Here is a 26,469-nt window from a genome sequence, read left to right on the forward strand (position 1 = left end):
AAGAGAGATTACTTTATGAATGCAGTTAATTTTCTAATCAATACCCTGTTTGACCTCTATATTATGGTGGTTTTAATACGTGTTTGGTTACAGGTTGCTCGTGCTGATTTTTATAACCCGTTTAGCCAGTTTATTATCAAAGCAACGCAGCCTGTTGTCGGGCCGCTGCGGAGAATAATTCCCAGCTTTGCTGGCTGGGATCTGGCCACCATCTTGTTTGCTTTTGTGGTGGCGGCGCTTAAAATCATCACCTTGAGTCTGCTTGTCGGGGCGGCATTCAACCCGGTTGTGATCCTGGTTTCGGCATTGGTTATATTATTGACTGCTGTCTTCAAACTTATATTTTGGGTGTTGGTTTTACGCGCAATTTTAAGCTGGGTAAGCCGTGGGCAGAATCCCATTGAAGCGGTCATGATTCAGTTAAGTGAACCGCTGCTCGCACCTGTGCGTCGTTTTGTTCCACCTATCGGTGGACTCGATCTGTCGATGATCGTAGTTCTGGTCGGTCTGCAGTTTTTAGAGATGCTAGTCAATGATCTGTTAAGCCGACTGTTTTAGTGTCTGCGGTGTATTTACAACAGGAGGGGCAAGACCTTTTGCTCCGCCTTGTTTTACAACCTAAAGCCAGCCGTGATCAGTTTGTCGGTTTGCTCGGAGATGAACTTAAAATCGCCATTACTGCGCCGCCTATTGACGGCAAAGCCAATGCGCATTTAGTTAAATTTCTCAGTAAACAGTTCAAGGTCCCTAAAAGTGCAGTTACAGTGGAAAAAGGGTTATTAAATCGCCATAAACGGGTACGCATTACTAGCCCAAAACAGATGCCGGCTTTTTTTACTAACACTAATGAAGAATAAGGAATAATGATGGGCAAATTTTATCAAATTCTCTGCGCATCGATACTGCTCTGTGTCAGTCTGCCGACCATTGCTGAGCAATTCCAAGATTTCGGCAATCTACAAGTGCATTATATCGCCCTGCCATCCACTTTTATAACACCGAATATCGCCAAACATTACGGCATTAAACGCAGTAAATACACTGGCGTTATTAATATTACCGTTCTCGATAAAACGGCAAAGCTCAAGGCGGTATCAGCAGAGCTAACAGGTAGTGGAGACAACTTGCTTGGGCAAAGCCAGGTGTTAGAATTTAAAACAATCGTAGAAGGAGATGCAATTTATTATATTGCGACCTACCCCTTCGGCAACGAAGAGATTGTTAACTTTAAAATTAAAATAAACTCGCAGAATAAAACCAATATTCTTAAATTCCAGCATAAATTTTATGTCGATTAAAAGATAGGCGCAAAAAAATGAAAAAAAAATGGGTCTTGGCCACAGGCAATATAGGCAAAGTAAAAGAGATGAGCCAGCTGCTGAACAGCTTTGCCATTGAAATTTTACCGCAAAGTCATTTTAATGTTTCAGAAGTCGCTGAAACAGGTACTACATTTGTTGAAAATGCCATTATTAAAGCACGTCATGCAGCCAAAGTAACCGGTCTGCCTGCGATTGCGGAGGATTCAGGTCTAGAGGTTGATTTTTTAAGTGGCCAACCCGGTATTTACTCCTCCCGTTTTGCGGGTGAAAATGCCAGCGATCAAGATAATATAGATCTGTTACTCAATAAATTAGAAGGCGTGGGCAGCGAACACCGTCGCGCGCGTTTCCAGTGTGTTTTAGTCTATATGCGTCACGATCTCGATCCGACTCCTATTATTTGCCAAGGCACATGGGAAGGTGTGATAAGCGACCGCCAGCAGGGCGCAAACGGTTTTGGTTATGATCCTGTTTTTTGGGTTGAAAGCGATCACTGCTCCTCGGCGCAGCTGAGCAAGCAGCGTAAAAATGAGCTAAGCCATCGCGGCCAAGCATTAGCCCAATTAGTTGAACGGTTAAAAGAACAGTTAAATTAACAGCCCTCCCAATTATTCCCATGGTCGCCATGGGTTATTCCCGCTCTCAAAATAGGTTTTTTCATGCTTTTGTTGCCACCGCTTAGCCTTTATATCCATATCCCCTGGTGCATTGAAAAATGCCCCTACTGTGATTTTAATTCACATAAACTGCGCGGCGAGATCCCCGAACAAGATTACCTGCAGGCGCTATTAGAAGATCTGAGCAATGATCTGGTTTATGTCCAAGGGCGACGATTAGAGACCATTTTTATTGGCGGCGGTACCCCCAGTTTACTCTCCGCGCAAGGTATCGGCTGGTTTCTGCGTGAGATAGAAAAAAAGATCCCCTTTAAAGAAGAGATCGAAATCACCCTTGAAGCTAATCCGGGCGCCATTGAAAACCAAAAAATCAGCGACTTTAAACAGGCAGGTATCAGTCGACTTTCCTTTGGCGTGCAGAGTTTTCAGCAGCAGAAACTGACCAAACTGGGCCGTATTCATGGGCCGCAGGAGGCAAAAAACGCTGCTAAACAAGCCGTTGCTGTGGGCATGAAAACCTTTAATCTGGATCTCATGCATGGATTGCCGGATCAAAGTCTCAATGATGCGTTGGAGGATCTGCAAACGGCAATCGCTTTACAGCCAACCCATCTGTCTTGGTATCAGTTAACCATTGAGCCCAATACCCAATATTTTTCACATCCCCCGATATTGCCAGAAGATGATCTGTTATGGGATATCCAAGAAGCAGGACAAAAACTATTGGCGGACAATGGCTATCTGCAGTATGAAATTTCCGCTTATAGCAAACCCGGTTTTAACTGTCAGCATAACCTTAATTACTGGCGTTTTGGCGACTACTTAGGTATCGGCTGCGGCGCGCACGGCAAGTTGACCCTACCACTGCAGAACAAAATAATTCGCTGCAGTAAAATCAAACATCCAAAAGGCTATCTGGACAGTTCTCAGCCATTTCTGGATGAATCAAATAGCGTCGCAAGCGATGAGTTAGCCTTTGAATATATGCTCAATCGCCTGCGTCTATTTGAACCTATCCCCTTTTCTGAATTTGAAGACTATACCGGACTGAGTATAGACACCATCAATCAGCCCATTGAAAAAGCGATCGCCAGAAAGCTGCTCAGCAAAGATACCAGCAGCTGGCAGGTAAGCGCATTAGGGCGAAGATATTTAAATGATTTATTGGCGCTATTTATAGATTAACCGTCATTACTGAATATGATAAATAACCAAAATTGATACCAGCACAGCAGATCTGTACGCGCTATGCTGGTTTTTAAACTGTTATTTTTTCACATAAACCCGATAACCGAACGCTTCTATTGTTTCACTCGATTGCGCCTCAAAAATAGCTTCAGATTGGCTAAACAGCTCTTGATAGCAGCCATATTGAATATCAGAAGCAAAATTTACGCATTGCGTTTTATCTGAAAAATTTAAAACCACAAATACTTTATCTTGCCCTTTCTGGCGTACAAATGAGAACACAGTATCGCTTTTGTCGTTGATAACAGGGATCATTTTACCGCCCCAATCACCATTCCAGAGCGCTTGATTATTATGTTTTAAGGTAAAGAGTTGCTGATAGATTGTTCCTATCTCATGCTCTTGCCAGACTATCTGATCCTTATCGAAAAAAGCTAACTCCCGGTCGAGTCCCGCCTCCTGACCGCTATAAATAAGCGGCATCCCCTCAACCGTTGCGGTTAAAACAATACAGCTGTGCAGATATTTACCAAAACGGGTAAACATGCATTTATCCCAAGAATTTTTATCGTGGTTATCGACAAAGTTCATCAGAATCGCATTATCAGGCCATGAATTTAAGATATGCGCAAAATGCATAAAAATTGCCGACGCATCTTTTTTACCCATCGCCACCTCATGCATCACCTCATGCAGTGACCAGGCATAAGTCATATCGAATGCACTTTTATGAAGATCGCGCGCATCCCATTCCGCCAGCATAAATACAGGTTTAATCTGATCGAGTTCACGGCGGGCATTATCCCAAAAATCGGTCGGCACAAAACCTGCCACATCCGCGCGGTAGCCGTCTATGTCGGCCTCTTTTACCCAGTATTTCAGTGCGTCTGTCATATATTCGCGCATCTGCGGGTTTGAATAATCAAAATCGATAATATCCGACCAGTCCCACCAGGGGGTAGGCTGGAAATTGCCGTTATGATCTTTGCTATACCACTCTGGATTCGTTTTAGTGAGGTGATTGTCCCAAGCGGAATGATTGGCTACCCAGTCTAAAATAACGTACATCCCCATGCTGTGTGCTTTGCTCACTAACGCCTTTAAATCAGCTAACGTGCCGTAATCGGGATTAACCGCTGTATAGTCTTTTACCGAATAGGCGCTGCCTTTCTCCCCCTTGCGATTTTTTTCACCAATGGGATGGATAGGCATCAACCACAAAATATCCACACCTAATTGCTGCAGACGCGTAAGGTGCTCAGCAAACGCTTTAAATGTCCCCTCTTGGGTATATTGGCGGATATTGACTTCGTAAATGGTGGCATTTTTACACCACTGCGGATGGTTAAGTTCAACAAATGGTTTAGGTTGATACTGTTTCTTAGTTGCGGCTGACGCTTGCTGAGACGTGGCGATAGGCTGTGCAGATTTTGGCATCTTAGATGCTCCACTTATAAATTTTACAAAGAAACATTATTACGCAATAAAAAAAAGAAACAACCAAGAAACACTTTCTTTTTTATAACAAAGAGTTAGTTCAAAACTTTTAAACTAACTCTTTAAACTCAAGCCTGTACTTGCCTAGCCCTGCATATTCAATTTCCGTATCCAGATCAAAATTGAGTTCAATAATGCCCGCATAGGAGCCGGTGATAATCGCCTGACCGGCTTTAAAGTCGGTACCGCGTTTGCTCATAAAATTGATTAGCCAATAGAGAGGATTTTGCGGCCATTGATTCGGGTGCTTACCCGAAAAAGTTTGCTTTTTTTCATCCTGTTCAATCTTAATGGTGATGGTGCTGGCTTTATAGGCGAGCCGTTTATCTATCTCCGGGCCAATAAACAGACCTTGATTAACCAGGCAATCGGCCAGTTTTTCATAAAACAAAGCGCCGCTATTTTCAACAAAACGATCCTGCATCAGCTCCAGAGCCATATAACAGCCGGCCAACGCATCATCAATTTCAGCCAGACTATAATCGCTCTGTTGCGCAGGCAGATCTTTACCTAAAATAAAAGCAATTTCCGGTTCAATACGCGCCATTTTATTATCGGCAAATAATTTACACACAGCGCCGCGATGAATTGTATCGGCAAAAATGGGCGCGACTACCAGCTGATCTTCCGCTGGCGGTAAAAGGCATTTCCAGCCGCCAATACCATCCTGACGTTGCGCACTCATCTCATCTTGAATCGCCAAAGCGTCTTCAATTGAATGAGGGCAAATTTTTTCATCTAATCGTTGCGCTTTTGTTCCGCTCACCCGTCGTTTTAATAGTTGTGTTGCTGCTTGTGAGAATCTACTGTTATTGGTCATCTTATGGAATCCGGTTATTTCAAAGTCGTAATAGTAAGGCATTATATCGCCAAAATATTTCTATCTGCTCATTATTTATAGTGAGAAATTTATCTCGTGACTTATCTCATATTGAACAAGCCGAGTTATTGACCTCTATAAGTGTTGTCTGTATCTTTTATAGTTAATGAAGAATTGACCAAATTTAGGCTTATTACTAGCACTAATCATGCGATACTTGCAATGGAACCGATAACTTCGATTGGGTAGCCAATAACCGCCAATATGCACTATAACGACCAATGAGAGAAAAATAATGTCCACATCTTTGTTAATTGTTGATGATTCAACTTTTTCCCGAAATATGATTAAACGCGCACTCCCCTCGCAATGGGATGTAGATGTGATGGAAGTGATCTGCGGAGAAGAAGCATTGGAAGTGTGCGAACTTAAACAGTTTGATGTCATCTTTTTAGATCTGACGATGCCTGATATAGATGGCCTGGATGTGTTGCAGACACTCAATGAACGCGGCTATCATAGTAAGGTATTTATCATTTCAGCAGATGTTCAAGAGAGTTCCAGAAAGATAGCCAAAGAACGCGGTGCCGTTGACTTTTTTCCCAAACCTATCGAAAGCGAAACATTGCTTTCCATGCTAAAACATCATGGAGTGATTTAATGACTACTATCAATAAATTTACGCCTTACCAGATAGACGCACTAAAAGAGTTGGCCAATATAGGCATGGGTCGGGCCGGCGCTAAATTGTCTGAGGTTTTTGAGCATAGGGTGACGCTAAATGTGCCCAATGTTGCGATGGTAGATGCAGATAAGCTGGATGCTTGGGCTTCAAAAGCAGAATTGAGCAGCCCAATAGTCAATATTATCCAGCAATATTTTATTGGTGATATTGAGGGACGTTCAACCTTTATTATCGGTGGTCACAACTTTACTGATTTAGTGAAGATCCTTGGCTATGAAGAGAGTGATGCTGCTGACGAAAAACGCCAACAAGAGATGCTGCTCGATGTCTCCAATGCGGTTAACAGCGCCTGTCTGTCGGGATTGGCGGAGCAACTTGCGTTGGATATTGAACTCACTAATCCATCCATTATCGCTTTTAATAAACCAAATTCTGAGTTAAAGAATTTTGTTTTTAAACAAAAACATCAAGAAACTCACCAAACACTATTATTTGAAATTAAGTTTTTTATTAAAGATATTGATTTACGCTGTGACAATATAATATCGCTGAAAATAAACAGTTTAGATAACTTGCACAACGCGCTGCAAAGGTTGCTTTAATGGGAGAACCGCAATTTACTGAGTTCTCAAAACTACTGCAGGAGCTATCCAGTATCGGTTTTATTATCCTAGACAGGCGTATGAATGTTATATTCTGGAACCGTTTTATGGAACTTCACAGCCGCATTAAATCGGAAGAGATTATTCACCGCAAACTGACCGGTTTTTTTCCCGATGTAAATGAAGCTTGGTTAAATAAAAAAATAAAAACGACATTAGTACTTAACAATCAAGCTGTTACGTCTTGGGAACAAAGACCCTATCTATTAAAACTTCCCAGTACTCAATCTTCTATCGACGATGTCGATTTTATGTATCAGAACTGCTCTTACTTCCCCGTTAAAAATAGTGATAACGTCACTATCGCTGTGGGTGTGGCTATTTATGATGTAACTGAAATCGCAGTTGCGCAAAAACTGCTCGAAAATGTGACTGAGCAGGCATTAGATTTGCAGGAAATCAGCACCCATGATCATTTAACGGGACTGTTCAACCGCAAGTTTTTTGCCGATCAGTTAGTGCAGGATGCCTCTCGTTGCCGTCGTTTAAACTGGGGACTCGGTTTGGCTATGATTGATGCAGATAAGTTTAAATTTATTAATGATACTTACGGGCACCAAGTCGGTGATGAAGTATTAAAAGAACTGGCCGTCCGTTTACAAGGCACTCTGCGCACCTTCGATAGCTTATGTAGATATGGCGGCGAAGAGTTTGTGTTGATTTTACCAAATGTCGATCAGCAGCAAACGCGGCTTATTTGCGAGCGCCTTCGTAAGAGCGTGAGCAACACTCCGATCCTTTGTGGAGAGCATGAGATCAATATGACGGTCAGTATCGGCACTTCCTGCTTCGATAAAGAAAAATCGTTAGAAGATATAATTGCAGAGGCTGATGGCGCGCTTTACCTTGCCAAGAATAATGGCCGCAACCGCGTGGAGCAGCATCAGGAAAAAGAGAACACCTAAATTTCCTTTAGCCGCCTTATCCACTACTGTTTAAGGCTTACTCTTTATTCATCACCCATCACTCATTACTACTCACTCTTTACTCATCACCCATCACTCTTTACTCATCACTCATCACCCATCACTCATCACCCATCACTGTTTACCTTACCTAACTCTTTTTCTAATTGCGCCTCAACAAAACCGGGTGAATGGCTGCGGCCTGAAATCAGCCGGTACATTGCCGGGATCACCATCAGCGTTACCAAGGTCGCAAATCCCATACCAAAAAACACCACAGTGCCTACGGCAATACGACTTTCAGAGCCCGCGCCACTGGATAAGATAAGCGGAATTGCCCCCGCGATAGTGGTAAAGGCGGTCATTAATATAGGACGCAAGCGCCTTGCAGAAGCGTCAATAATCGCCTGCTCAAACGCGATACCACGATCGCGTAGCTGGTTGGCAAATTCCACAATCAAAATACCATTTTTGGTGACCATACCAATCAGCATGATCATCCCTATCTGACTGTAAATATTTAAACCTTGATCCATAAAATAGAGACCTAAAAATCCACCCAGTACGCCCATCGGTACCGTAAACATCACCACCAGCGGGTTAATAAAGCTTTCAAATTGCGCAGCCAGCACCAGATACGCCACCAGCAAGGCTAAAGAAAATACAATTAACACACTGCTTTGGTTCTCTTTAAACTCTTTCGACTCGCCGGAGTAAGCAACAGAAATATCACTGGGCAGCAACTCAATCGACTTAGCATCCAAGAAATCCAGCACTGCACCTAAAGTGTACCCTGCCGCAACACCGCCGCTTAAGGTGATCGATTTCTGTTTGTTATTATGTGAAAGCCGATGCGCAGAGGCCACCTCTTCAATATGGGTAATGGTATCGAGTGTTATCAGCTCTCCCGTTTGTGAGCGCATATATATCTGACTTAAGTCAGAGACATTATTAAAGCTGCGTTCATCACCGCGCAGATAAACATCATATTCTTCACCGCGATCAATATAAGTTGTTTCACTGCGCCCGCCGAGCATGATCTCCAGCGTGGTGGAAACATCTGAGACGCTAATCCCTAATTCAGCTGCTCTTTTTTGATCAATGGTCACCAGAAGTTCGGGTGTTTTTTCAGAATAATCAAGTTCGCTCGCCACTAGCACGCCAGCCGCCTGCGCCTCTTTTTGCAGTAACTGCGCCCATTTTTGCAGTTCACTATAATCCGATCCGCCCAGTACAAATTGCAAAGGATCGCCTGAGCCGCCTCTAAACCCGGGCATCAAGGGGCGCACCATCACATCGGGAATATCCTTTAACGCCTCAGCAATCAAAGCCAAAGCCTGCTTTGCATTAACACTGCGCTTATCCCAATCTTCGAGCACCATAATCACAAATCCCGTTTGATCCCCCGCATTACCGCCAAAAGCAGGCGCCTGTGTGCTAAATGATTTAATCACTCCCTCTCCCAGCAGAGGTAAAATACGCTGTTCAACAATATCCATATTGACGTTCATACGATTATAACTGGTCCCTTCTGCGCCTTTAATAAATGCAAACAGCACTCCCCTATCCTCTTGCGGGGCAAGCTGCGAGGGCACCTGCTGCATAAGCAAAAAACTCGCGCCGATACAGGCTAAAATAATCACAGGAGCCAGCAGCCGCAATTTCATCACCTTAGCAAGGGCTTGACGGTAAAATGCCTCTAAACGAGTAAACAGTGATTCCGTTATTTTATTAAAGCGCGTCGCCTTCGCATTGCCTGTTAATATTTTACTGGCGAGCACAGGTGCCAGTGTTAACGCAATCAGTGAAGAAAAGATAACCGACATAGCAAGCAATACCGAAAACTCAGTAAACAGCAAACCAACCATCCCCTCCATAAAGGAGATAGGTAAAAAGACCATCACCAGCACTAACGTTGTGGCAATAACCGCAAATCCCACCTCGCGAGTGCCTTTATAAGCCGCAACTAATGGGCTTTCGCCCTGCTCAATATGATGAAAGATATTCTCGACCACCACAATCGCATCATCGACCACCAGACCAATCGATAAAATCAGCGCCATCAGGGTGATTAAATTAATTGAAAAGCCAAAATAATAAGCGCCAATAAACGACGAGATCAGTGATACCGGCACAGTGATTGCAGGAATGATAGTCGCGCGAACCTGGCCAATAAAAAGGTAAAGCACCAAAATAACCAGACCGGCGGTGATAAACAGCGTGCGATAAACTTCCTTAATAGATTGGGCGATAAATACTGTCGAGTCATAATCAACATTTAAACGCGCCCCATCAGGCAGGAACTTTTGAATTTTTTGCACCTCTTGACGGACCGCATCGGCAACCTCTAATGGGTTCGCATCCGATTGCGGGATAACAGCTAAACTGATATTAACCACGCCGTCACTTTTAAACGATGAGCTTTCATTCTCGGCGCCGACATATACCTGCGCGACATCTTTTAAATACACAGGAGAGCCATCACTGGCAGTGCGCACCACTAAATAATCAAAATCCTGTGGTTGGGAGTAGAGACGCGCCGTTCTGACCGACATCACAGTGGTATCATTACGTACTTCACCCGCTGGATTTTCAACATTTTCCGCTTTCAGCGCCGCGACAATATCACTGCTGGTCACGCCTCGGCCGGCCATTAAATCAGGGGAAAGTTTGACATACATGACCTGGTACAAACCGCCGGAGAGATCCACCGAACTGACACCCGAAATAAGGCTGAATCTATCTTGTAATACGCGCCGCGCATAATCGGTTAACTGGGTCCTGTCCATTTTTGAGGAGTTTAAATTAATATACAGCGAGGCTTCACCCGAGCCGCTGTTTTTAGCCACAATAGGATCGTCAGCCTGATCCGGCAGCCCGCGCTGCGCTTTGGCGACCGCATCGCGCACATCGCTCACCCCTTCGGTTAGATCCCAGCCTAAATCAAACCTAATGGTTATCCGTGACATGCCATTACGGGTCACCGAGGTGATCTCATCAATGCCGCTAACGCCCGTTATTTGATCTTCTAACACAGAGGTCACCTGGCTTTCCATAATACTGGCGGCAGCGCCCCCGTAACGGGTCATCACGGTAACAACAGGGCTTTCTATATCGGGCATCTCCCTGACCGATAACTTACTGAACGCAACAGTGCCAAAAACACAAAGCAGTAAACTGACTACGACAGCCACAACCGGACGTTTAACTGCGGTATCGGAAATCCACATTTAATTGCTCTCCTGCAGATCTGCAACATTGGCCAGATCTTTCACTTTCAACCCGTCTTTCATATTGACCAACCCCTGCACGACTATTTTATCGCCAACACTAACCCCTTTTTCAATCAACACCTGATCGCCAATGCGCGCGCCTAAAATCACTTCGCTGCGTTGCGTTATACCCCGTTCATTGACAATATAAACAAAGCGTTTGCTGCCGGAATACTCGAGCGCCTGCACCGGAATTATCGCTTCATTAACAGCAGGAAAGCCGAGTGTTGCCGACATCATCATGCCCGGTTTCAATCTGTTCTGTGGATTATTGAATTTAACGCGTACACGCAGATTTAAGGTTTCGGGGTTAATTCGAGAATCGATGGCCGTTACTTGTCCGTCAAAAACAATATTTTCCCAAGCCCGACTTTTGGCTGTGATTTTCATCCCCGTGGATAACAGCGACAGATAACGCTCTGGCACTTGTAAATCCAGCTGCATCACGGAGAGATCATCTAAGGTTAATAATTCGCTGCCACTCGCCACTATTTTACCCAGGCTGAAATCAATTAAGCCGATAGTGCCTGAAAATGGCGCGCGTAAATTATGCTCCTGCCGTTGTGCTGTGGCGGACATTAATCTTGCCTGAGCGATTTCAACCACTGCAGACTGCCCATCGAGCTGGGTTTTAGTGATCGCATTTTTTTTAACTAACGTGGCATACTCTTTTAACTTGCGCTGCTCATCCTTTAAATAAGCCGTTGCTTCTGATAACAGAGCTTGCACTTTGCTGTCATCGAGCTGTACCAGCAGCTGCCCGGCTTTTACTTTCTGGTTGGCGATAACATTGATTTTTTTTACTTTACCCGTCACCTGCGGCGCAATACTGACAAACTGATCGGATTGCAGTTTTCCGATAACAGCAAGGGTTTGTGATATTTCCTGGTAACGCACTGTATCTGTGTATACTGTTACAACACGCTGTGCTTTTTTTTCTTGTGCCGCAGCTTTCTCTTTGGCCGCAGCGCTTGGCGCGTAACTTGCTGAAGCTGTAATCAGCGTTAAAAATAGCAGCAGAAATTGGCCTTTACTCATTATTTTTATTCCAAATGTGATAGCAAATCCATTGAATAAGCGTGCTTGCCAGTGGCGAACACAGCGCACTCGCCGCTTAAAAATAAAACGCTTATAGAATAGCTATGATTAGTGTTGTCAGTCATATTCATTATATTAAAACTGCGTAGAGCTTATAAGACTAGCTAACTAAATAGAAGTAAAGATAAATATAAGCAAAGAAACGCTAATTTAGGAGAAAAATAGAATGGCAATTGCAACAGCAACCTTTGCAGGCGGATGTTTTTGGTGTATCGAAGCGGCGTTTAATGCGGTGCACGGCGTTCATAGTGCTATTTCGGGTTATACCGGCGGCGACACACAATCGCCCACTTATCAGGATATTTGTACAGGATTAAGCGGCCATGCTGAAGCGGTGCAGATCCAATTTGATGACACGCAGATCAGTTACCAGACCCTGCTAACCCTCTTTTTCAGCTTACATGATGCCACCCAGTTAAACCGCCAAGGTCATGATATCGGCAGTCAATATCGCTCTGCTATTTTTTATCACACCCCGCAACAAAAATCACAGGCAGAAGCGTTTATCCAAAGTCTGTGTGATGCGCATGTTTATCAGGAGTCGATTAAAACTACTGTGGTTGAATTGACCTCTTTCTATCCAGCCGAGGATTACCATCAAGGCTACTATCTAAAAAATCAAAATCAAGGCTACTGCGCTATGGTAGTAACCCCTAAATTCCTTAAATTTAAACAAAAGTACCACGACCAGTTAAAAGCATAAAATGGCTACTTGCCCGTATAAATAATAAAACGGATAGGCACGAATAAAAGCCCGTAATGCAGTAACCGTTAATAATCAGTGCAGTGTTCCGAAGCGCATTGACGGGAAAACTCTTTAGTTTCTATCTGTATGGTAGTGTGAAATATCTTGTATTGATCATGAATATCTTTATTAACACTGGTTAATAAAGATGAATTCTCAATGCTCTCATCCTCTTTTACTAAATGTACACTGAGCGAGTTTTCCGTGGTTGAAATGGCCCATATATGCAGGTCATGAAAGCGGTAGATATGAGGATGATTATTAAAGTAGTTTATTATCGAACGGGTGTTGATATCGACAGGAACGCCATCAAATAAAAGATGCAGTGATTTAATGAATAATGACCAGGTGCCAATTACCACAACAGCCGCGACAAGCAAACTCATAACAGGATCCAGCCACTGCCATTGCCATTGCAGATAGAGTGCAGCAGAAATAACAACCGCCAGAGAAACCAAGGCATCGGCAGCCATATGTAAAAAGGCGCCACGTATATTCAGATCCTCTTTGCTTCCCTTGATAAACAGCCAGGCAGTTAATGCGTTAATCAAAACACCAACACCCGCTACCCAGATAATAGTGCTAGCCTGCGTTGGTGAATCCTGACCGAGTCGGGAAATCGCCTCCCAAGCAAGCGCCCCCATCGCTGTCAGTAATATTGTTGCGTTTACAAAACTCGCAAAAATAGACGCTTTTTTCCAGCCAAAGGTATGTTTTCTGTTCGGCAGTATTTTACCTGCCGCTAAGGCAGCCCATGCTAACAGTAACCCGGCAACATCACCGAGATTGTGACCGGCATCAGCGAGTAAGGCTAATGATTCGATACGCCAGCCATAAAAGGCTTCGATTGCCACATAACTGATATTTAACGCGATACCGATTGCAAACAGCTTTCCGTATTCTTGCGGACTATGGCTATGATCGTGACTCATTTTGTTAACCTCCATAAAGCATCAGTTTACCGGACAGACAATGACGCTGCATTTTTGCTGCCGTCAATGTTTCTGCAGTTAGCAGCAGCCCCCTGTATCTGCAGGCGAACAACAGCTGCCTGTCGCGCTATCTTCAATGGCATCAGGCGATCCTATAACAGGAAACCTTTTTGCAACCCAGCGTTTTAGGCCGAATTTCATATTCGCCACATGGCTATAACCTTGAAACATCAAATAATAAGTCGCCTTTAAACTACGCGAACCATCTAAGCAGGCAACAATGACGGGCATCTCTTGAGGCACTTCTGCGAATCGATCCTCTAACTGGGAAAGGGGAATATTTAAATAATTGGGCACATCAAAGCGAAGCTGCTCAACCTCCTGCGTTTCCCGAACATCGAGCAGCAGGATCTCTTCGCTGTTAATTTTATTCCAAGAAGTTGTCGGGCAATATTGTGTTGCTTCCGGCAATGCTTCAGGGGCTGTTGCGCTCATAACTTACTCCTTGATCCAGGATTCAATCTGTTCTCGTGATGGCATGCTACCTTTGTGAACAACCTGCTCATTAACCACAACCGCAGGCGTGCTCATCACGCCATAGGCCATAATTTGCGGAAGATCTTCTATCTTCTCCAGATTAATCTGCACGCCAAGCTGCTCTGCAACCTGATTAATAAGTGTGATTGTGTTTTTGCATTTTGCACAGCCTGTACCTAGTACTTTAATGTTTTTCATCTGTTATTCCTCATAATAAAGGGGTGAAAATGTTAAAAATCCACCCAACTAATGTAAAAGCAACTAATAATATGGCAAATAAAATAGCCAATAGTCGCCATTGCATAACCTGTTTAAGTAAAATAAATTCTGGGAAACTCGCCGCCACTGTGCTCATACAAAATGCCAGGGTGGTGCCTACTGGTAAGCCATTGTCGAGCAGACTTTCCATAACCGGGATGATCCCAGTCGCGTTAGAGTATAGCGGGATACCTAATAAAACTGCCGCAGGTACAGACCACCATTGCCCCTCACCTAAATGTGCTGCAATCCAGCCGTCGGGGACAAACCCGTGTAGAGCCGCACCGAGCCCAACCCCGATAATAACCCATTTCCAGACCCGGCCGAATATTTCCAAGGCTTCCGCTTTTGCAAATTGATGGCGACTGCTGAAGGAGAGGGACTTTTCCGCTTGAACTCCCGAAGCACCCTCTGCATCCATTTGCAGCTGTCCGCGTTTTAGCGCCTCTGCTGCAAACGACTGTAACCAGCGTTCGGCTTTGATTAGATCGAGAAACAATCCGCCTAACATGCCGACAGTCATTCCGACAAGTACATATAAAACTGTAAATTTCCAGCCCAGTAAGCTCATCAACAGCAGTATTGCGACTTCATTGATCAGTGGTGAGGTGATTAAAAATGACATGGTAATGCCAACGGGAATACCCGCGGAGGTAAACCCGAGAAAGACGGGGATACTTGAACAGGAACAAAACGGGGTAATGGCACCAAAACTTGACCCCATCAGATAACCGATGCCACGATGTTTACCAGACAGATAATCACGTACTTTTTCAACATTGAGGGAGGCGCGCAGGAGAGCGATCACGTAGATCATCACAATCAGCAGGACAAAAATCTTACTGGTGTCTTCGATAAAAAAGTGCAGCGCATCGGCAAGCTTACTACCAGTAGTGAGCTGTAATAGGTCGTAAGTTAGCCAGTCGGCTAAATCGGTAAAAATTTCAAACATTAAGCTTCTCCAAACCAGTGACTGGTTGTATTGGCAAAATAAACTAAAGACAACATAACAGGGACTTCGACCAACACGCCAACAACCGTTGCCAATGCTGCGCCTTTAGTGCAAAGCAAACAAAGAAGTCGCAGCTTCATTGATTGCAACAGCGTTGCAATCGCTCAGGGCGACCTTTCATCTGAGACAGCCTTTGTCTGCTTTCTATTAGATAGTCTCTATTGTTATCTGTAGTTTCTGTTAGAACACGTTTTGCCCAATCGGTTAAATCCGGATTGATTTGATAGAACACCCACTGCCCTTGCTTGTTGTCGATCAGCAACCCACATTTTCTCAGTTGCGCCAGATGACGGGAAATTTTCGGTTGAATCTCCTGCAGCGCTTCCATCAGCTCACAGACACAAAGTTCATGCTCAATAGTGATCAGTAAGAGGCAACGCAGGCGAGTATCGTCGGCTAAGCATTTGTAAAACTGGACAGGATCCATAGAGCACCTTTATTACTTAGTGTGCACGAGCAAAAACAGGTTACTTCGCTCATTAAATTCTTTTTATGTTTCATTAATACACATATGAATTATCGTATATATGATTTATAGAATATACCCTAAAGACTCGATGTCAATTTTATTCGCTAAAAAAAGGAAAGAATTCACTATTTGATAATGCATGGTGCTGGGGCTTCACCTGTCGGTATTTTTTTCATTATAAGTTTAGAGGATCTCTGAAAATCTGGGGTGGATCTGTTAAAAGGCGTTCTGAACCGTACCGTAAAGGGTCTGATATACCCCCTCGGTTTTGACTAAATCACTGTGTATTCCTGACTGGGTTATCTGCCCGTCTTCGAGAACATAAATAAGATCGGCTTGCTTTACCGCCGACAAGCGGTGCGCCACAATCAAGGTAGTGCGTCCGGCCAAAAAGGTATTAAGCGCATTATGCAGCGCGCTTTCGGTGGCGGTATCGAGCGCTGACGTGGCTTCGTCTAAAATAACAAACTTAGGATCGGTTAATACCATCCGCGCGATCGCAACCCGCTGACGCTGTCCGCCAGAGAGACGAATTCCCTGACGCCCTAGTTGGGTATCTAAACCATCGCTAAGCTGCGCCATCACATCATCAAGCTGTGCAACCTGCAGCGCCTTCCATAACTGCGCATCAGTGTAAGTAACGCCCAGAGAGAGGTTATGGCGCAATGTATCGTTAAAGAGAACTGGCTGCTGCAGTACCACTGAGATATTATCGCGGATAATATCAAAACCGATATCCGTGCTTTTTTCACCATTAAATAAAATTTCACCGCTACTGTGCTGATAAACACCAATCAGCAGCTGGATCAGGGTCGATTTTCCGCCGCCGCTCGCCCCCACCAGCGCGATTTTTTTACCGGCAGGAATGGTTAACGATAAATTATTTAACACCCGCCTTTCATTATCATAAGCAAAGTTAACATTACGGATAGAGACGTCAGCCGCCGAGCAGTTAATAAACGGATTCACTTTACTGATACCGCGCACCTCCTCCCCAACCTGAAGCAGACTATTAATACGTTTAATCGCGGCAGACGCGCTGTACCAGGAGAACTGGATACTTAACAGCTCCTGCACGGGAGAGAGCATAAACCAGAGATAACCAAATACAGCAAAAATTTCCCCGATACTTAAATCGCTGAATAACACCATTAACATCGCCGTCGCCCGAAACAGCTCAAAACCTAGCAGGAATATTAAAAATGAACTGCGGCTAGCGGCCTCACTCTGCCAGGCGTATCTGTCAGCACTACTGCGAATATCATCGGCTTGTCCTTTAAGCCCGTTTAAAAAATCTTTTTCGCGGTTGGAAGCTCGCAGCTGGTAGATGCCGTCCAATACTTCTATCAAGCGGCTCTGAAATCTTTCAAATGCCTGATTCTCTTTCTTTTTGAGGTGCTTTACACGCGCGCCTAATTTGCGTGATAAATACACCACAAAAGGGTTTACTAAAACAATAAACAGTCCTAGATAGAGGTCTATCCACAATAAGATCGCAGCAGTGCCGATAACGGTCAATAAACTGATAATAAAACGGCTTAACGTCGAGCCGATAAATTTATCAATGGTTTCTATATCGGTAATGATATGCGCGTTAATAGCGCCGCTGCCGAGCGTTTCATACTGGCGAATACTAATACGTCCCAATTTATCAATCATGCGATTACGGATAGCGCAGGTGATGGTTTTAGAAACCAGCGTAAACTGGCGACTCTGCAAAATATTTAATAACTGGCTGAGGGTACGCATAACAATCACGCAGAGAAAAATAACGACAATATAACTGGCCGGCTGATACAGCGACTCGGGTAAAAAATGGTTAATAAAATCAACGCCTCTGCCCGGTTTGTTAAGCAATATCTCATCAACCATTAATGGCATCAGCAGAGGAATAGGGACACTGATAGCCGTCGCAATAAGCGCAATAACATTAGCCCAGATCAGCCGTTTTTTATGCTGCTTTGCCTGATTAACCAACCAGTTCCAGTTGATACTGTCGTTTGTATTCGCTTTCAAAATGAGAGTGGTTCCTAATAGGATATTTACCGATATTGTACTGATAAGCAGAAAAATTGTAACTATTATAGCCAAGCTATTGAGTGAGCGTCATGCAAGCCATATATGCCAGCGCTATAATCATACAGGGCGAACAGAAGGTACGGCTGTAGAGAGTAATAATGATTTTTATTGCTCAGCTAAACTTATATCGATCATCTTTATTATGGGCACGGGGGGACGGGGAGTTCTTCTCCCGGAAGCCACTTGCTATAGATTTTTTTTAAACTTCCGTCTTTGGCAATATCCCTGTAGGTTTCCTTCCACTTTTTAATCACGTTATCAGATACTTGTTTAGAAAATGCAATATATACTGGATTATCATCTAAAATAATCGTTTCTTCAAAATCATCAATTTTAAATCCCGCTTTAACAACAAGTATTTTCCAAGCAAGATTTGAGGTTACAAATAAGTCTACTCTGCCAATCATTAATTTTTTTACATTCTGATCTGGAGTTACCACATAATCTAAATTCATAAATCCCATCTGTTGCAATAGCATCTCTTTACTATCCATATGTACCGTACCGATTCTCTCCACCTTCTTTGCATCTTCTACTGTTTTTATCTTTTCTGAACTTCCTTTTCTTCCAACCAAAACAACTCTTGATATACCTAAAGGTCCGACCCATTTGAAAAGATCTTCCCGTTCTGCATTTCTGGTCATTCCAACCACTACGATATTATTTTTTTGTTGTATTTCTGAATAGGCTCTTGCCCACGGTCTCATCTCTATTTTTGCCGTTTCACCTATGCGGTTTTTAATTTCTTCCATTATTTCCACTGCAAAACCGGTTAATTGTCCAGTATCATCAGTATATTGAGAGGGTGGATTCTCTTCTGTATAAATGATTAACTCCGATGCGATTACAGTCGCATTGATTAGTGATGCTAAAATCAAAACACCCCATAAATATTTCCTTTCCATAAAAGCCCTCCCAATGCGCCATCGCATCAATCTAACGCGGCGGTATAATTTCTTTTTTCAACCGATTTATTTAAAATTAATAACCACACGGATTTTTATTTACTTGGTATTCAATGGATCATTCTGTTTTTAAAAACGGGCTGATTGAATTAAGCGACAAATCTTTTTTATTAATACGTATAGACAAATCATTTGCTCTTAGGGCTTCGCCCTTGCCTAAATGTAGACTATTTTCATTAACCTCTCTAGATTGTAGGCTAAAGACTTAAGGGCTGGACATATATGGACGCTCCACATCTGTCCGCATGAAATAAACGGCATCGGGATTAAACCAGTGAGACAGCCAAAGCCTCCTAAGTTATATGGAGATAAAAAGATCAAACTATCGGCACAGATAATTAATTAATGTTTCTGGAAACAATTTTGTTGCGGCCCTGCTCTTTGGCCTCATAAAGAGCCTCATCTGCAATCTTTAGCAAAACTTGGTCGCTTTTTGATTCGTCTGGAATCACAGATGAAACTCCGCAGCTAATTGTCACAAACTTGCAGACCGGAGATGTATCATGATCTATTTCTGCCTCATAGACATTACGGCGTAGCTCTTCTGCTAAAGTTGTTGCGCCCTCAAGGTTAGTATTTGTCAATATCGCAATAAATTCCTCACCGCCGTAACGTGCAAAAAGATCGCCGGGTCGTTTAAATAACTGTGCTGCTGTATTCGCGATAGTCTGGAGACAAACGTCTCCCGCCTGATGTCCATAGTTGTCATTATAGAGCTTGAAATGGTCAACATCGAAGAAGATGAGGGATAAAGGCTCTTTTCTTCTCATCATCCTGCGCCATTCCTCTTGCAATTTTTTGTCAAAATTACGACGGTTTGCTATTTTTGTTAGGCCGTCCTGCAGCGCCATCTCATTGAGTTGCTTGCTCGCCTCCAGAATAACCTTCTCTGCATTTGCAACAAGCCTGACAGCAGTGAAGGCAATAATTAAAGAGATAAAAACACCGCCAATCGATAAAAAAAGAGTGATTTTTTCAAGCTCTGATTGCATTATTATTGCATGTGCGATAAAACCATCCGCTTTTTTTCTTGCATATAAGGTTAATGCCAACATTCCCAACTCATGCTTATCGATATAGGCAGCGCCATTTTCTTTTATTACAGCAATCGCTTCTTTTTTATTGCCTGATTTTAGAAGTCTAACCACGTTTTCTCGTCTTGGCTTCCAATCATCAAAAAGTTGCCGGGTTTGTTTCTCTAATGTCCTTCCCTCTTCACCGAGAATATTCTCCCTGATAATATCAAGCTGCTGGTAAACATTTTGTTCGCTCTGTGTTACAGCGTTTAACGAAAATTCCATTTCAGCAGACGAATTCGCTAAGGCAGCATCGTTCAGGCTTCGGTGCATTTTTGTTACCTCAAGAGAGGCATTTGAGACAACAAGTGGATGTTCATAAATCTCTCTTGTGATATTACCTAGGCCATACAATCCCTTTGTTGTAAAGATTCCAAAAAAGATAAATATCAAGGTGATGAGCAAATAGCTTATGGGTAATTTTTGCTTGTTAATTCTATTCAAAAAAGAGTTCATTGGTAACTCCATAAATATTTTACCGCCGAACACAGCAAAAATGGCGCGTAGAACAGATTAATCCCGTTTAAAAAAAACTGATCATGAAACGGCCCCTTTTAAGCCACGATTCTATTAAACAGCTTTAAGCATAGTAAGATCTAAGAATAAAGCATGAAAAAAAATGGCTGCGAGAAAATAAGGGGTGAGAAAAAACGGCGTAGGGTAAGCTGCCGTAACGCCTTGAGCGTTATTGTAGCAATCATCAAAGCGAGTGAAATCAAGGTGATTATCGACAATATGGGAAAGCGCGTATGCAAATCTACCCGGAATTATTTGTTGTGAAAAATCAATCGCCATGCATTTATTTTGACAAGACAAATCGAGTTTGCCTCTTCGCTTTAAAATAAGTGCCATTACATTTCACTTTGAGCGAATAATAATCATTAGATCCGCACAAGAAAGTACACTTAGATGAAAAAAAATAAACGCTGTTTTTGGAGAAATTCTACAGCCTCAACGCCGAGTTAACTGGCGCGCAGGTATTATTTTTGCGTTTTTTGCAAAAATGATGACAGCCGTTATGAGTCGAGTTTAACAACTTGTAGAACAGTCGCGGTTAATGTTTTACGATTTATTAAAGGAGCAATTCAACCCACTTTCAAAACACACTCCATTTTCTAGCGTACATTTTTCTAAAGTCTTACCTTTAGCTTCAGCTTCCGTCCGACCAGTACCATAAATTCCCCCTGCTCTAATATCCTTGATATAGCAACCCCATACATCATTTCCATCTTCCGATAAGGCGCTATCAGTTACTGTATGTGATAATTTCAAAATCAATATTTCTAACCTTTGTACGTCTTTTCTAAGCATCCGCACCTCATCTTTTAGATCATGAACTGCCGTTTCATTACATATTTCGTTTGCGTTAACTTTACCAACTGACAGTAAAATAAATATTATTAAAACTGCTTTCTTCATAACTTAAAATATCCATTGTTAAAAATGACAGAGAATGTTCATCGTGGTATGTAGAGCGATCTGTTACCAGATTCCCTCCCAGACGTGCGAAACTACCACATCTGGATTTTCAGTATATATTCACTCGTGTAAAACACGCCTATTACCAGTCAACAAGCACATTTCGCTTGCTGACTTTCAATACTTCAATTTCAAATAAGTTAGCATCTTATTGAAATAACTCCAATTATAACTTTGGCTACTCAACCATTTATGCGGTGCTTGCTTATCAAGATAAAAAACGTTCCGAAACGGCACTGCGAGTTATGCGCCAGCATAGTGTCGCGAACAAAACTCTCTTTTCGTTATTTGACGGGCAAATATAGAAAGGAGTTTCAAGTGAAGGGAGATTTAATCATGAGCAAGACATCTGAAAAAACGCGCTCCAATACCGAATTAGCGCCTTATTAAACTGTAGCCTATTTAATATAATCAACTGATTTCAGACTTGATAAAGTGCCTTCCGCAAGAAAAATATTTGTTTATATTCTCCATTTCGTTGTTTTATTCAGATAAAAAAGACCACAAAACACTGGACCAAAACACAGGACACGCAAATCTTTTACTGAAAATATCGTAACAAAAGATGCTTTTTATTCATCTCTTTAATAATTTATATGAACGATCGCTCAAAACACTCTTGAACGACTGTTCAGATGTGTTTATAGTATCCTCAAGTTAAACGCTGATTGAACCTGATATATCTACGTAATCTGTCATTAATTACCTTCTTGATTGCAATAAATTGTCAGTATTAGAAGCTGGTGATGGCATCAACTATGATCCATGATCCTTAACAACACCCTGCAAAACGAGCAGATTTTTAGCAATAAATAACCGTTATATTTTACCTACTAGGGTCTGTTAACGGCATAAGAGGAGCAATATGATGAATGATGATATTAAGATAAGCGACCGGATTAAGATAGATATTGTATCCGATGTTGTGTGCCCATGGTGCATCGTAGGCTACAAACACCTAGAAGCTGCCATTAATGAATTGGGTCTGCAAGATAGAGTAGAAATTGAGTGGCAGCCCTTTGAACTGAACCCCGACATGCCCGAGCAAGGCGAGGACCTGCGCGCCCATGTGCTACGCAAATACGGTGCTAAGCGCGAAGACAGTGACAAAGCCCGCGATAATATCAGTGCCCTTGGGGCTGAGTATGGGTTTAAATTTGATTACTTTGAAGGGATGAAGATGGTTAATACCCGCGATGCACATCTGTTACTGGATTTTGCTCATCTACATGGCTTGCAGCATCAGTTAAAGCAGCGTTTATTTGCCGCTTTTTTTAGCGAGCATAGGGATGTATCAGATCGCGCAGTTTTACTGGCTGAGGCTCGCAGTGTCGGCCTGGATACTGCCGCTGCTGCATTAGCCTTGGATGATAGTAAACGCCGAAGCGACCTTTTAAAACAAGAGTCTTACTGGCAGCAACAGGGGATTTCCGGAGTGCCAACAGTTATCTTTAACCGCAACAGCGCGATGACAGGCGCACACCCGCAGAGCGCTTACAAAGAGGTGCTAGAAGAGTTAGCCGGGCTGTAATCATCTTTAGGATATTAGCGACCGTCAATATTAAGCAAACGCCAATCAATCAATAATTCAAGGTCCGAAAAATGAAAAAAAACGACAATATCGAAGTGCTGCTCTTCGACGTAAACGAGACGCTGCTCGATATCACCACCCTTGAACCTTTTTTCTTGCGGGTTTTCAAAAATCCATTGGCGCTTCGTAACTGGTTCGCCGAACTTGTACTTTATTCGCAAACCATGACTGTTTCTGGTCTCTATGAACCCTTTGCTAATCTTGCAGTCGGCACACTTAAAATGGTTGGCGCTAACCATCATATTTCGATCAGCGACGATGATCTCGATGAATTCAAAGAACGGCTTGGAAATCTTCCTGCGCATCCCGATGTTATACCGGCATTGAAACGCTTAAAAGCAGCCGGATTTCGCTTGGCAACGCTGACCAACTCGGCACCAACACAATCTCCAACATTATTGGAAAAAGCGGGAATCTCGGAATTTTTCGAACGCCAATTCAGCATCGAGACGGTACGCTCATTCAAACCACATCCGGCAACCTACCGTTATGCAGCACAGGAAATGGCGGTTCCACTTGATCGGGTATGTCTGGTTGCCTGCCATCTGTGGGACACTATCGGCGCACAAGCGGCAGGCTGTTCCGGTGCTTTTATTACCCGCCCGAATAATAACCTTCTAATAGCTAAAAATGTCCCGCAGCCGAATTTTATCGCACACGATTTGACCGAGCTGGTTGAGCTGCTTGTTGGGGATTTGTAATCACTCAACAATACTTGCGAACGCCATCATTGTGCAGTTTTCATCTTTCCAACAGAGACAGATTAGCCAATTGCCCGATTTAAACTTCAGCTTGGATGTCAAATTTGTATTGCACCTGGTCTTTTTTTCCGCAATGACAGCTCCTTTGTATCTCGACCATAAAAAAGCCAAATAATATTAATGACCATGACATTTGCAATTGTTTGAACGATCGCTCAAACAGAGCTTGAACGATCGCTCAATTGAGTTTATAGTAATCTCAACGTCAAGGAACAAAGGTTCCGATTACATAAATTTAAATCAATAGAGAGAGCCATTATGTCAAACTTCAAAATCCATACAATCGAGTCAGCTCCAGCAGAAAGTAAAGAAATCCTAGAGGGTGCAAAAAAACAGATGGGAGTTGTTCCAGGTCTTTTCGGCGTACTGTCTGAATCTCCAAACACACTTAAAGCTTACACTCAGTTACACCAACTATTTGCAAGCTCATCTTTTGATGAAGAAGAGCTAACCGTTGTATGGCAAACCATTAACGTTGAGCATGAATGTCATTACTGTGTACCTGCACACACGGGTATTGCCCATTCAATGAAGGTCGATCCTGCTCTAACTGAAGCGCTGCGTAACGGTGAACCAATGCCAACTGAAAAACTGCAGGCATTGCAAGACTTTACCTTAAGCATGGTGCGTGACCGCGGTAATGTTTCGAAGCAACAGACGCAAGCATTCTTTGACGCGGGTTACGGACAACAGCAGATTCTTGAAGTCATTCTTGGTCTGTCTCAAAAAGTGATCAGCAACTACGTCAACCATGCGGCAGAAACACCAGTAGATCCAATATTTGAAAAATTCGCCTGGACTAAAAAATAAGAAATTAAGATTGCTTCTTCTGCTTTTGAAGGGGCACCCCAACTTTTTACCCTCACTCTTTCCCAGATGACGCCTTAAATACGACAGGATAATATTATGCTTAAGTTTTTTTTCCACCCGACACCGAACCCAATGAAAGTGGCTCTTTACCTTGAAGAAACGGGCTTAGCCTGTGAATTGATCCCGGTAGACACAATGAAGGGTGAGCAACATACACCAGAGTACCGCGCAATTAACCCAAACGGTAAAACACCGGCAATTGAAGACCAGGGTAAACGGGTCTTTGATTCTACTGCTATTTTAATGTATCTCTCTGAAAAAACAGGGAAATTAGCCGGAAAAACAGAAGATCGCAGTGAAATGCTGTCATGGTTAATGTTTTTAGCAACAGGCTTAGGCCCCTTTTCAGGTCAATCGGTTCACTTTAGACATAAAGCACCAGAACAAGTGCCCTATGCAATCAATCGCTACCTGAGTGAAGCCGAACGTCATTATGAAGTGCTGGAAACACATATGAAAGGCCGTGAATATATAGTGGGTGATGAGTATTCAATTGCGGATATTTCAGCATGGGGTTGGATTGATAAAGCAGCGGCGGTATTAGGCGGGCAAGGTTTAGAAAACTATCCTAACCTAACACGCTGGTTTGCAGACATAAACGCACGTCCGGCAGTAGAAAGAGCAAGAAACATCCATAAAAACATTGAATTTAAATCTGATTTTGATGAGCAGGCAGCACGCGCACTGTACCCGCACAACTTTGATAAAAAAGCCTGATAACAAAGCCGATAACATAAAAAAATATAGGAGTGATAAGAATGGAAAAGCAATACACACCTCCAAAAATCTGGACTAATGATGCCGAAAGTGGCGGTAAATGGGCCAGTGTTAATAGTCCAGTTTCAGGCGCAACGCATGAAAAAGCATTACCTGTTGGTGAGCACGCTTTGCAATTGTACTCAATGGGCACGCCTAATGGCCAAAAAATCACCATCATGCTGGAAGAGTTATTAGCACTGGGTAAGGATGCAGAATACGATGCCCATATGATCAGAATTCTTGAAAGCGAGCAATTCTCATCGGGTTTTGTAGATATTAATCCTAATTCCAAAATTCCGGTATTAGTTGATCGCGCGCTCGAGGATCCTGAACCTATATTTGAATCTGCATCAATTTTAGTTTATCTTGCTGAAAAATTTTCTGCATTGCTGCCTGAAAAAGGCGTTAAGCGGACACGAGTTTTAAACTGGCTGTTCTGGTTACACGGCTCTGCACCTTATTTAGGTGGGGGTTTCGGTCATTTCTATGCTTACGCACCAGAGAAATTTGAATATCCAATTAATCGCTTTACCCTGGAAACTAAACGCCAGTTAGATGTTTTAGATAAGCAATTGGCAAAAAATGAATTCATTGCGGGTGATCAATACAGTATTGCGGACATTGCAATCTGGCCCTGGTATGGGAACTTAATTCTGGGCAAGCTTTACGATGCCAAAGAATTCCTTCAAGCAGAAGATTACATCCATCTGCAACGTTGGGCAAAAGCAATGTTAGCGCGTCCGGCAGTACAACGCGGCTGTATCATCAACCGCGATTGGGGTGAGAAGTGGGAACAGCTTGAAAATCGTCACAGTGCTGAAGATATCGATAAAGTCTTAGCGTTAAAACCAGAATAACTTATTTCAGGTA

Annotated in this window: 28 protein-coding genes and 1 pseudogene; 14 read left to right on the forward strand and 15 right to left on the reverse strand. The window is 43.0% G+C overall.

Translation table 11 applies throughout. The features are described from left to right. Positions 1 to 15: 15 nt before the first annotated feature. The 5 genes from ACJAT7_RS00190 (at position 16) to hemW (ending at position 3,124) form a co-directional block, all read left to right on the forward strand. Positions 16 to 558 (forward strand): YggT family protein, encoded by a 543-nt coding sequence (locus tag ACJAT7_RS00190; RefSeq protein ID WP_415224777.1) that lies wholly within the window; start codon positions 16 to 18, stop codon positions 556 to 558. Continuing rightward, positions 558 to 857, forward strand: a complete 300-nt coding sequence (yggU, locus tag ACJAT7_RS00195) for a DUF167 family protein YggU (RefSeq protein ID WP_415224778.1) — start codon at positions 558 to 560, stop codon at positions 855 to 857. The genes ACJAT7_RS00190 and yggU overlap by 1 nt, the downstream gene beginning before the upstream one ends. A 9-nt stretch (positions 858 to 866) precedes the next feature. Next, on the forward strand, positions 867 to 1,298 hold the full coding sequence (locus ACJAT7_RS00200) for a DUF4426 domain-containing protein (RefSeq protein ID WP_415224779.1): 432 nt from the start codon (positions 867 to 869) through the stop codon (positions 1,296 to 1,298). Positions 1,299 to 1,315: 17 nt separating this feature from the next. Then, positions 1,316 to 1,918 (forward strand): RdgB/HAM1 family non-canonical purine NTP pyrophosphatase, encoded by a 603-nt coding sequence (gene rdgB, locus ACJAT7_RS00205; protein ID WP_415224780.1) that lies wholly within the window; start codon positions 1,316 to 1,318, stop codon positions 1,916 to 1,918. A gap of 63 nt (positions 1,919 to 1,981) precedes the next feature. Continuing rightward, positions 1,982 to 3,124: a radical SAM family heme chaperone HemW gene (gene hemW / locus ACJAT7_RS00210; protein WP_415224781.1), complete on the forward strand. Its 1,143-nt coding sequence runs from the start codon at positions 1,982 to 1,984 to the stop codon at positions 3,122 to 3,124. An 81-nt stretch (positions 3,125 to 3,205) separates the two neighbouring features. Here the strand turns inward: hemW and ACJAT7_RS00215 are convergent, their stop codons facing one another. Together ACJAT7_RS00215 and ACJAT7_RS00220 are read right to left on the reverse strand one after the other, a co-directional pair. Further along, positions 3,206 to 4,564 carry an alpha-amylase family glycosyl hydrolase gene (locus ACJAT7_RS00215; RefSeq protein ID WP_415224782.1) on the reverse strand — a complete coding sequence of 453 codons (1,359 nt, stop codon included), beginning with the start codon at positions 4,562 to 4,564 and terminating at the stop codon, positions 3,206 to 3,208. Positions 4,565 to 4,673: 109 nt separating this feature from the next. Next, a complete protein-coding gene (locus ACJAT7_RS00220) occupies positions 4,674 to 5,486 on the reverse strand; it encodes a hydratase (protein WP_415224783.1) in 813 nt (270 codons plus the stop codon). Between the two features lie 253 nt (positions 5,487 to 5,739). Here ACJAT7_RS00220 and ACJAT7_RS00225 point away from each other — a divergent pair, with 253 nt between their 5' ends. The 3 genes from ACJAT7_RS00225 to ACJAT7_RS00235 are packed head-to-tail and all read left to right on the forward strand — an operon-like array spanning position 5,740 to position 7,696. Then, positions 5,740 to 6,105 carry a response regulator gene (locus ACJAT7_RS00225; protein WP_415224784.1) on the forward strand — a complete coding sequence of 122 codons (366 nt, stop codon included), beginning with the start codon at positions 5,740 to 5,742 and terminating at the stop codon, positions 6,103 to 6,105. Next, positions 6,105 to 6,731 carry a chemotaxis protein CheC gene (locus ACJAT7_RS00230; protein ID WP_415224785.1) on the forward strand — a complete coding sequence of 209 codons (627 nt, stop codon included), beginning with the start codon at positions 6,105 to 6,107 and terminating at the stop codon, positions 6,729 to 6,731. Before ACJAT7_RS00225 ends, ACJAT7_RS00230 begins: the two co-directional genes overlap by 1 nt. Next, positions 6,731 to 7,696 carry a diguanylate cyclase gene (locus tag ACJAT7_RS00235; RefSeq protein ID WP_415224786.1) on the forward strand — a complete coding sequence of 322 codons (966 nt, stop codon included), beginning with the start codon at positions 6,731 to 6,733 and terminating at the stop codon, positions 7,694 to 7,696. Before ACJAT7_RS00230 ends, ACJAT7_RS00235 begins: the two co-directional genes overlap by 1 nt. 128 nt (positions 7,697 to 7,824) lie before the next feature. On the opposite strand, the gene ACJAT7_RS00240 is transcribed toward ACJAT7_RS00235, so the two are convergent. Continuing rightward, a complete protein-coding gene (locus tag ACJAT7_RS00240) occupies positions 7,825 to 10,926 on the reverse strand; it encodes a multidrug efflux RND transporter permease subunit (RefSeq protein ID WP_415224787.1) in 3,102 nt (1,033 codons plus the stop codon). Beyond that, positions 10,927 to 12,006 (reverse strand): efflux RND transporter periplasmic adaptor subunit, encoded by a 1,080-nt coding sequence (locus ACJAT7_RS00245; RefSeq protein WP_415224788.1) that lies wholly within the window; start codon positions 12,004 to 12,006, stop codon positions 10,927 to 10,929. It abuts the gene before it with no gap. Positions 12,007 to 12,232: 226 nt separating this feature from the next. Here ACJAT7_RS00245 and msrA point away from each other — a divergent pair, with 226 nt between their 5' ends. Further along, positions 12,233 to 12,769 carry a peptide-methionine (S)-S-oxide reductase MsrA gene (msrA, locus tag ACJAT7_RS00250; protein WP_415224789.1) on the forward strand — a complete coding sequence of 179 codons (537 nt, stop codon included), beginning with the start codon at positions 12,233 to 12,235 and terminating at the stop codon, positions 12,767 to 12,769. A gap of 68 nt (positions 12,770 to 12,837) precedes the next feature. Here the strand turns inward: msrA and ACJAT7_RS00255 are convergent, their stop codons facing one another. The 11 genes and pseudogenes from ACJAT7_RS00255 to ACJAT7_RS00305 all read right to left on the reverse strand — a co-directional run bounded on the left by ACJAT7_RS00255 (position 12,838) and on the right by ACJAT7_RS00305 (position 21,558). Next, positions 12,838 to 13,743 carry a cation diffusion facilitator family transporter gene (locus ACJAT7_RS00255; RefSeq protein ID WP_415224790.1) on the reverse strand — a complete coding sequence of 302 codons (906 nt, stop codon included), beginning with the start codon at positions 13,741 to 13,743 and terminating at the stop codon, positions 12,838 to 12,840. Positions 13,744 to 13,821: 78 nt separating this feature from the next. Next, the gene (locus tag ACJAT7_RS00260) at positions 13,822 to 14,238 is read right to left on the reverse strand and encodes a rhodanese-like domain-containing protein (RefSeq protein ID WP_415224791.1); all 417 of its coding nucleotides are present in this window, start codon (positions 14,236 to 14,238) and stop codon (positions 13,822 to 13,824) included. A gap of 3 nt (positions 14,239 to 14,241) precedes the next feature. Continuing rightward, entirely contained in the window at positions 14,242 to 14,478 is a 237-nt protein-coding gene (locus ACJAT7_RS00265; protein WP_415224792.1) for a thioredoxin family protein, read from the reverse strand. A gap of 10 nt (positions 14,479 to 14,488) precedes the next feature. Beyond that, positions 14,489 to 15,490 (reverse strand): permease, encoded by a 1,002-nt coding sequence (locus tag ACJAT7_RS00270; RefSeq protein ID WP_415224793.1) that lies wholly within the window; start codon positions 15,488 to 15,490, stop codon positions 14,489 to 14,491. After that, a pseudogene (locus tag ACJAT7_RS00275) lies at positions 15,490 to 15,622 on the reverse strand (arsenical-resistance protein); the annotation flags it as partial. The pseudogene ACJAT7_RS00275 and the gene ACJAT7_RS00270, both read right to left, overlap by 1 nt. Before the next feature lie 4 nt (positions 15,623 to 15,626). Then, positions 15,627 to 15,977, reverse strand: coding sequence for a metalloregulator ArsR/SmtB family transcription factor (locus tag ACJAT7_RS00280; protein WP_415224794.1), 351 nt, complete (start codon positions 15,975 to 15,977; stop codon positions 15,627 to 15,629). A gap of 258 nt (positions 15,978 to 16,235) precedes the next feature. Beyond that, a complete protein-coding gene (locus ACJAT7_RS00285; RefSeq protein WP_415224795.1) occupies positions 16,236 to 18,035 on the reverse strand; it encodes an ABC transporter ATP-binding protein in 1,800 nt (599 codons plus the stop codon). Between the two features lie 203 nt (positions 18,036 to 18,238). Further along, complete coding sequence (locus ACJAT7_RS00290) at positions 18,239 to 19,003, reverse strand: substrate-binding periplasmic protein (protein WP_415224796.1); 765 nt, start codon at positions 19,001 to 19,003, stop codon at positions 18,239 to 18,241. Positions 19,004 to 19,401: 398 nt separating this feature from the next. Continuing rightward, positions 19,402 to 20,595, reverse strand: a complete 1,194-nt coding sequence (locus ACJAT7_RS00295) for a diguanylate cyclase domain-containing protein (RefSeq protein ID WP_415224797.1) — start codon at positions 20,593 to 20,595, stop codon at positions 19,402 to 19,404. Between the two features lie 114 nt (positions 20,596 to 20,709). Beyond that, positions 20,710 to 20,991: a transposase gene (locus ACJAT7_RS00300; RefSeq protein ID WP_415224798.1), complete on the reverse strand. Its 282-nt coding sequence runs from the start codon at positions 20,989 to 20,991 to the stop codon at positions 20,710 to 20,712. Between the two features lie 210 nt (positions 20,992 to 21,201). Beyond that, entirely contained in the window at positions 21,202 to 21,558 is a 357-nt protein-coding gene (locus ACJAT7_RS00305; protein ID WP_415224799.1) for a hypothetical protein, read from the reverse strand. A gap of 925 nt (positions 21,559 to 22,483) precedes the next feature. Between ACJAT7_RS00305 and ACJAT7_RS00310 the strand changes: the two genes are divergently transcribed. From ACJAT7_RS00310 to yghU, 5 genes are all read left to right on the forward strand, one after another. Then, entirely contained in the window at positions 22,484 to 23,149 is a 666-nt protein-coding gene (locus ACJAT7_RS00310) for a DsbA family oxidoreductase (RefSeq protein ID WP_415224800.1), read from the forward strand. 71 nt (positions 23,150 to 23,220) lie between these two features. Further along, positions 23,221 to 23,910: a haloacid dehalogenase type II gene (locus tag ACJAT7_RS00315; RefSeq protein WP_415224801.1), complete on the forward strand. Its 690-nt coding sequence runs from the start codon at positions 23,221 to 23,223 to the stop codon at positions 23,908 to 23,910. A gap of 318 nt (positions 23,911 to 24,228) precedes the next feature. Next, the gene (locus ACJAT7_RS00320) at positions 24,229 to 24,780 is read left to right on the forward strand and encodes a carboxymuconolactone decarboxylase family protein (RefSeq protein ID WP_415224802.1); all 552 of its coding nucleotides are present in this window, start codon (positions 24,229 to 24,231) and stop codon (positions 24,778 to 24,780) included. Between the two features lie 96 nt (positions 24,781 to 24,876). Further along, positions 24,877 to 25,557 (forward strand): glutathione S-transferase family protein, encoded by a 681-nt coding sequence (locus ACJAT7_RS00325; protein WP_415224803.1) that lies wholly within the window; start codon positions 24,877 to 24,879, stop codon positions 25,555 to 25,557. Between the two features lie 41 nt (positions 25,558 to 25,598). Next, on the forward strand, positions 25,599 to 26,456 hold the full coding sequence (yghU, locus tag ACJAT7_RS00330; protein ID WP_415224804.1) for a glutathione-dependent disulfide-bond oxidoreductase: 858 nt from the start codon (positions 25,599 to 25,601) through the stop codon (positions 26,454 to 26,456). Positions 26,457 to 26,469: the final 13 nt, after the last annotated feature.

The sequence above is a fragment of the Psychromonas sp. genome, assembly GCF_047632995.1.
Lineage (GTDB): Bacteria > Pseudomonadota > Gammaproteobacteria > Enterobacterales > Psychromonadaceae > Psychromonas.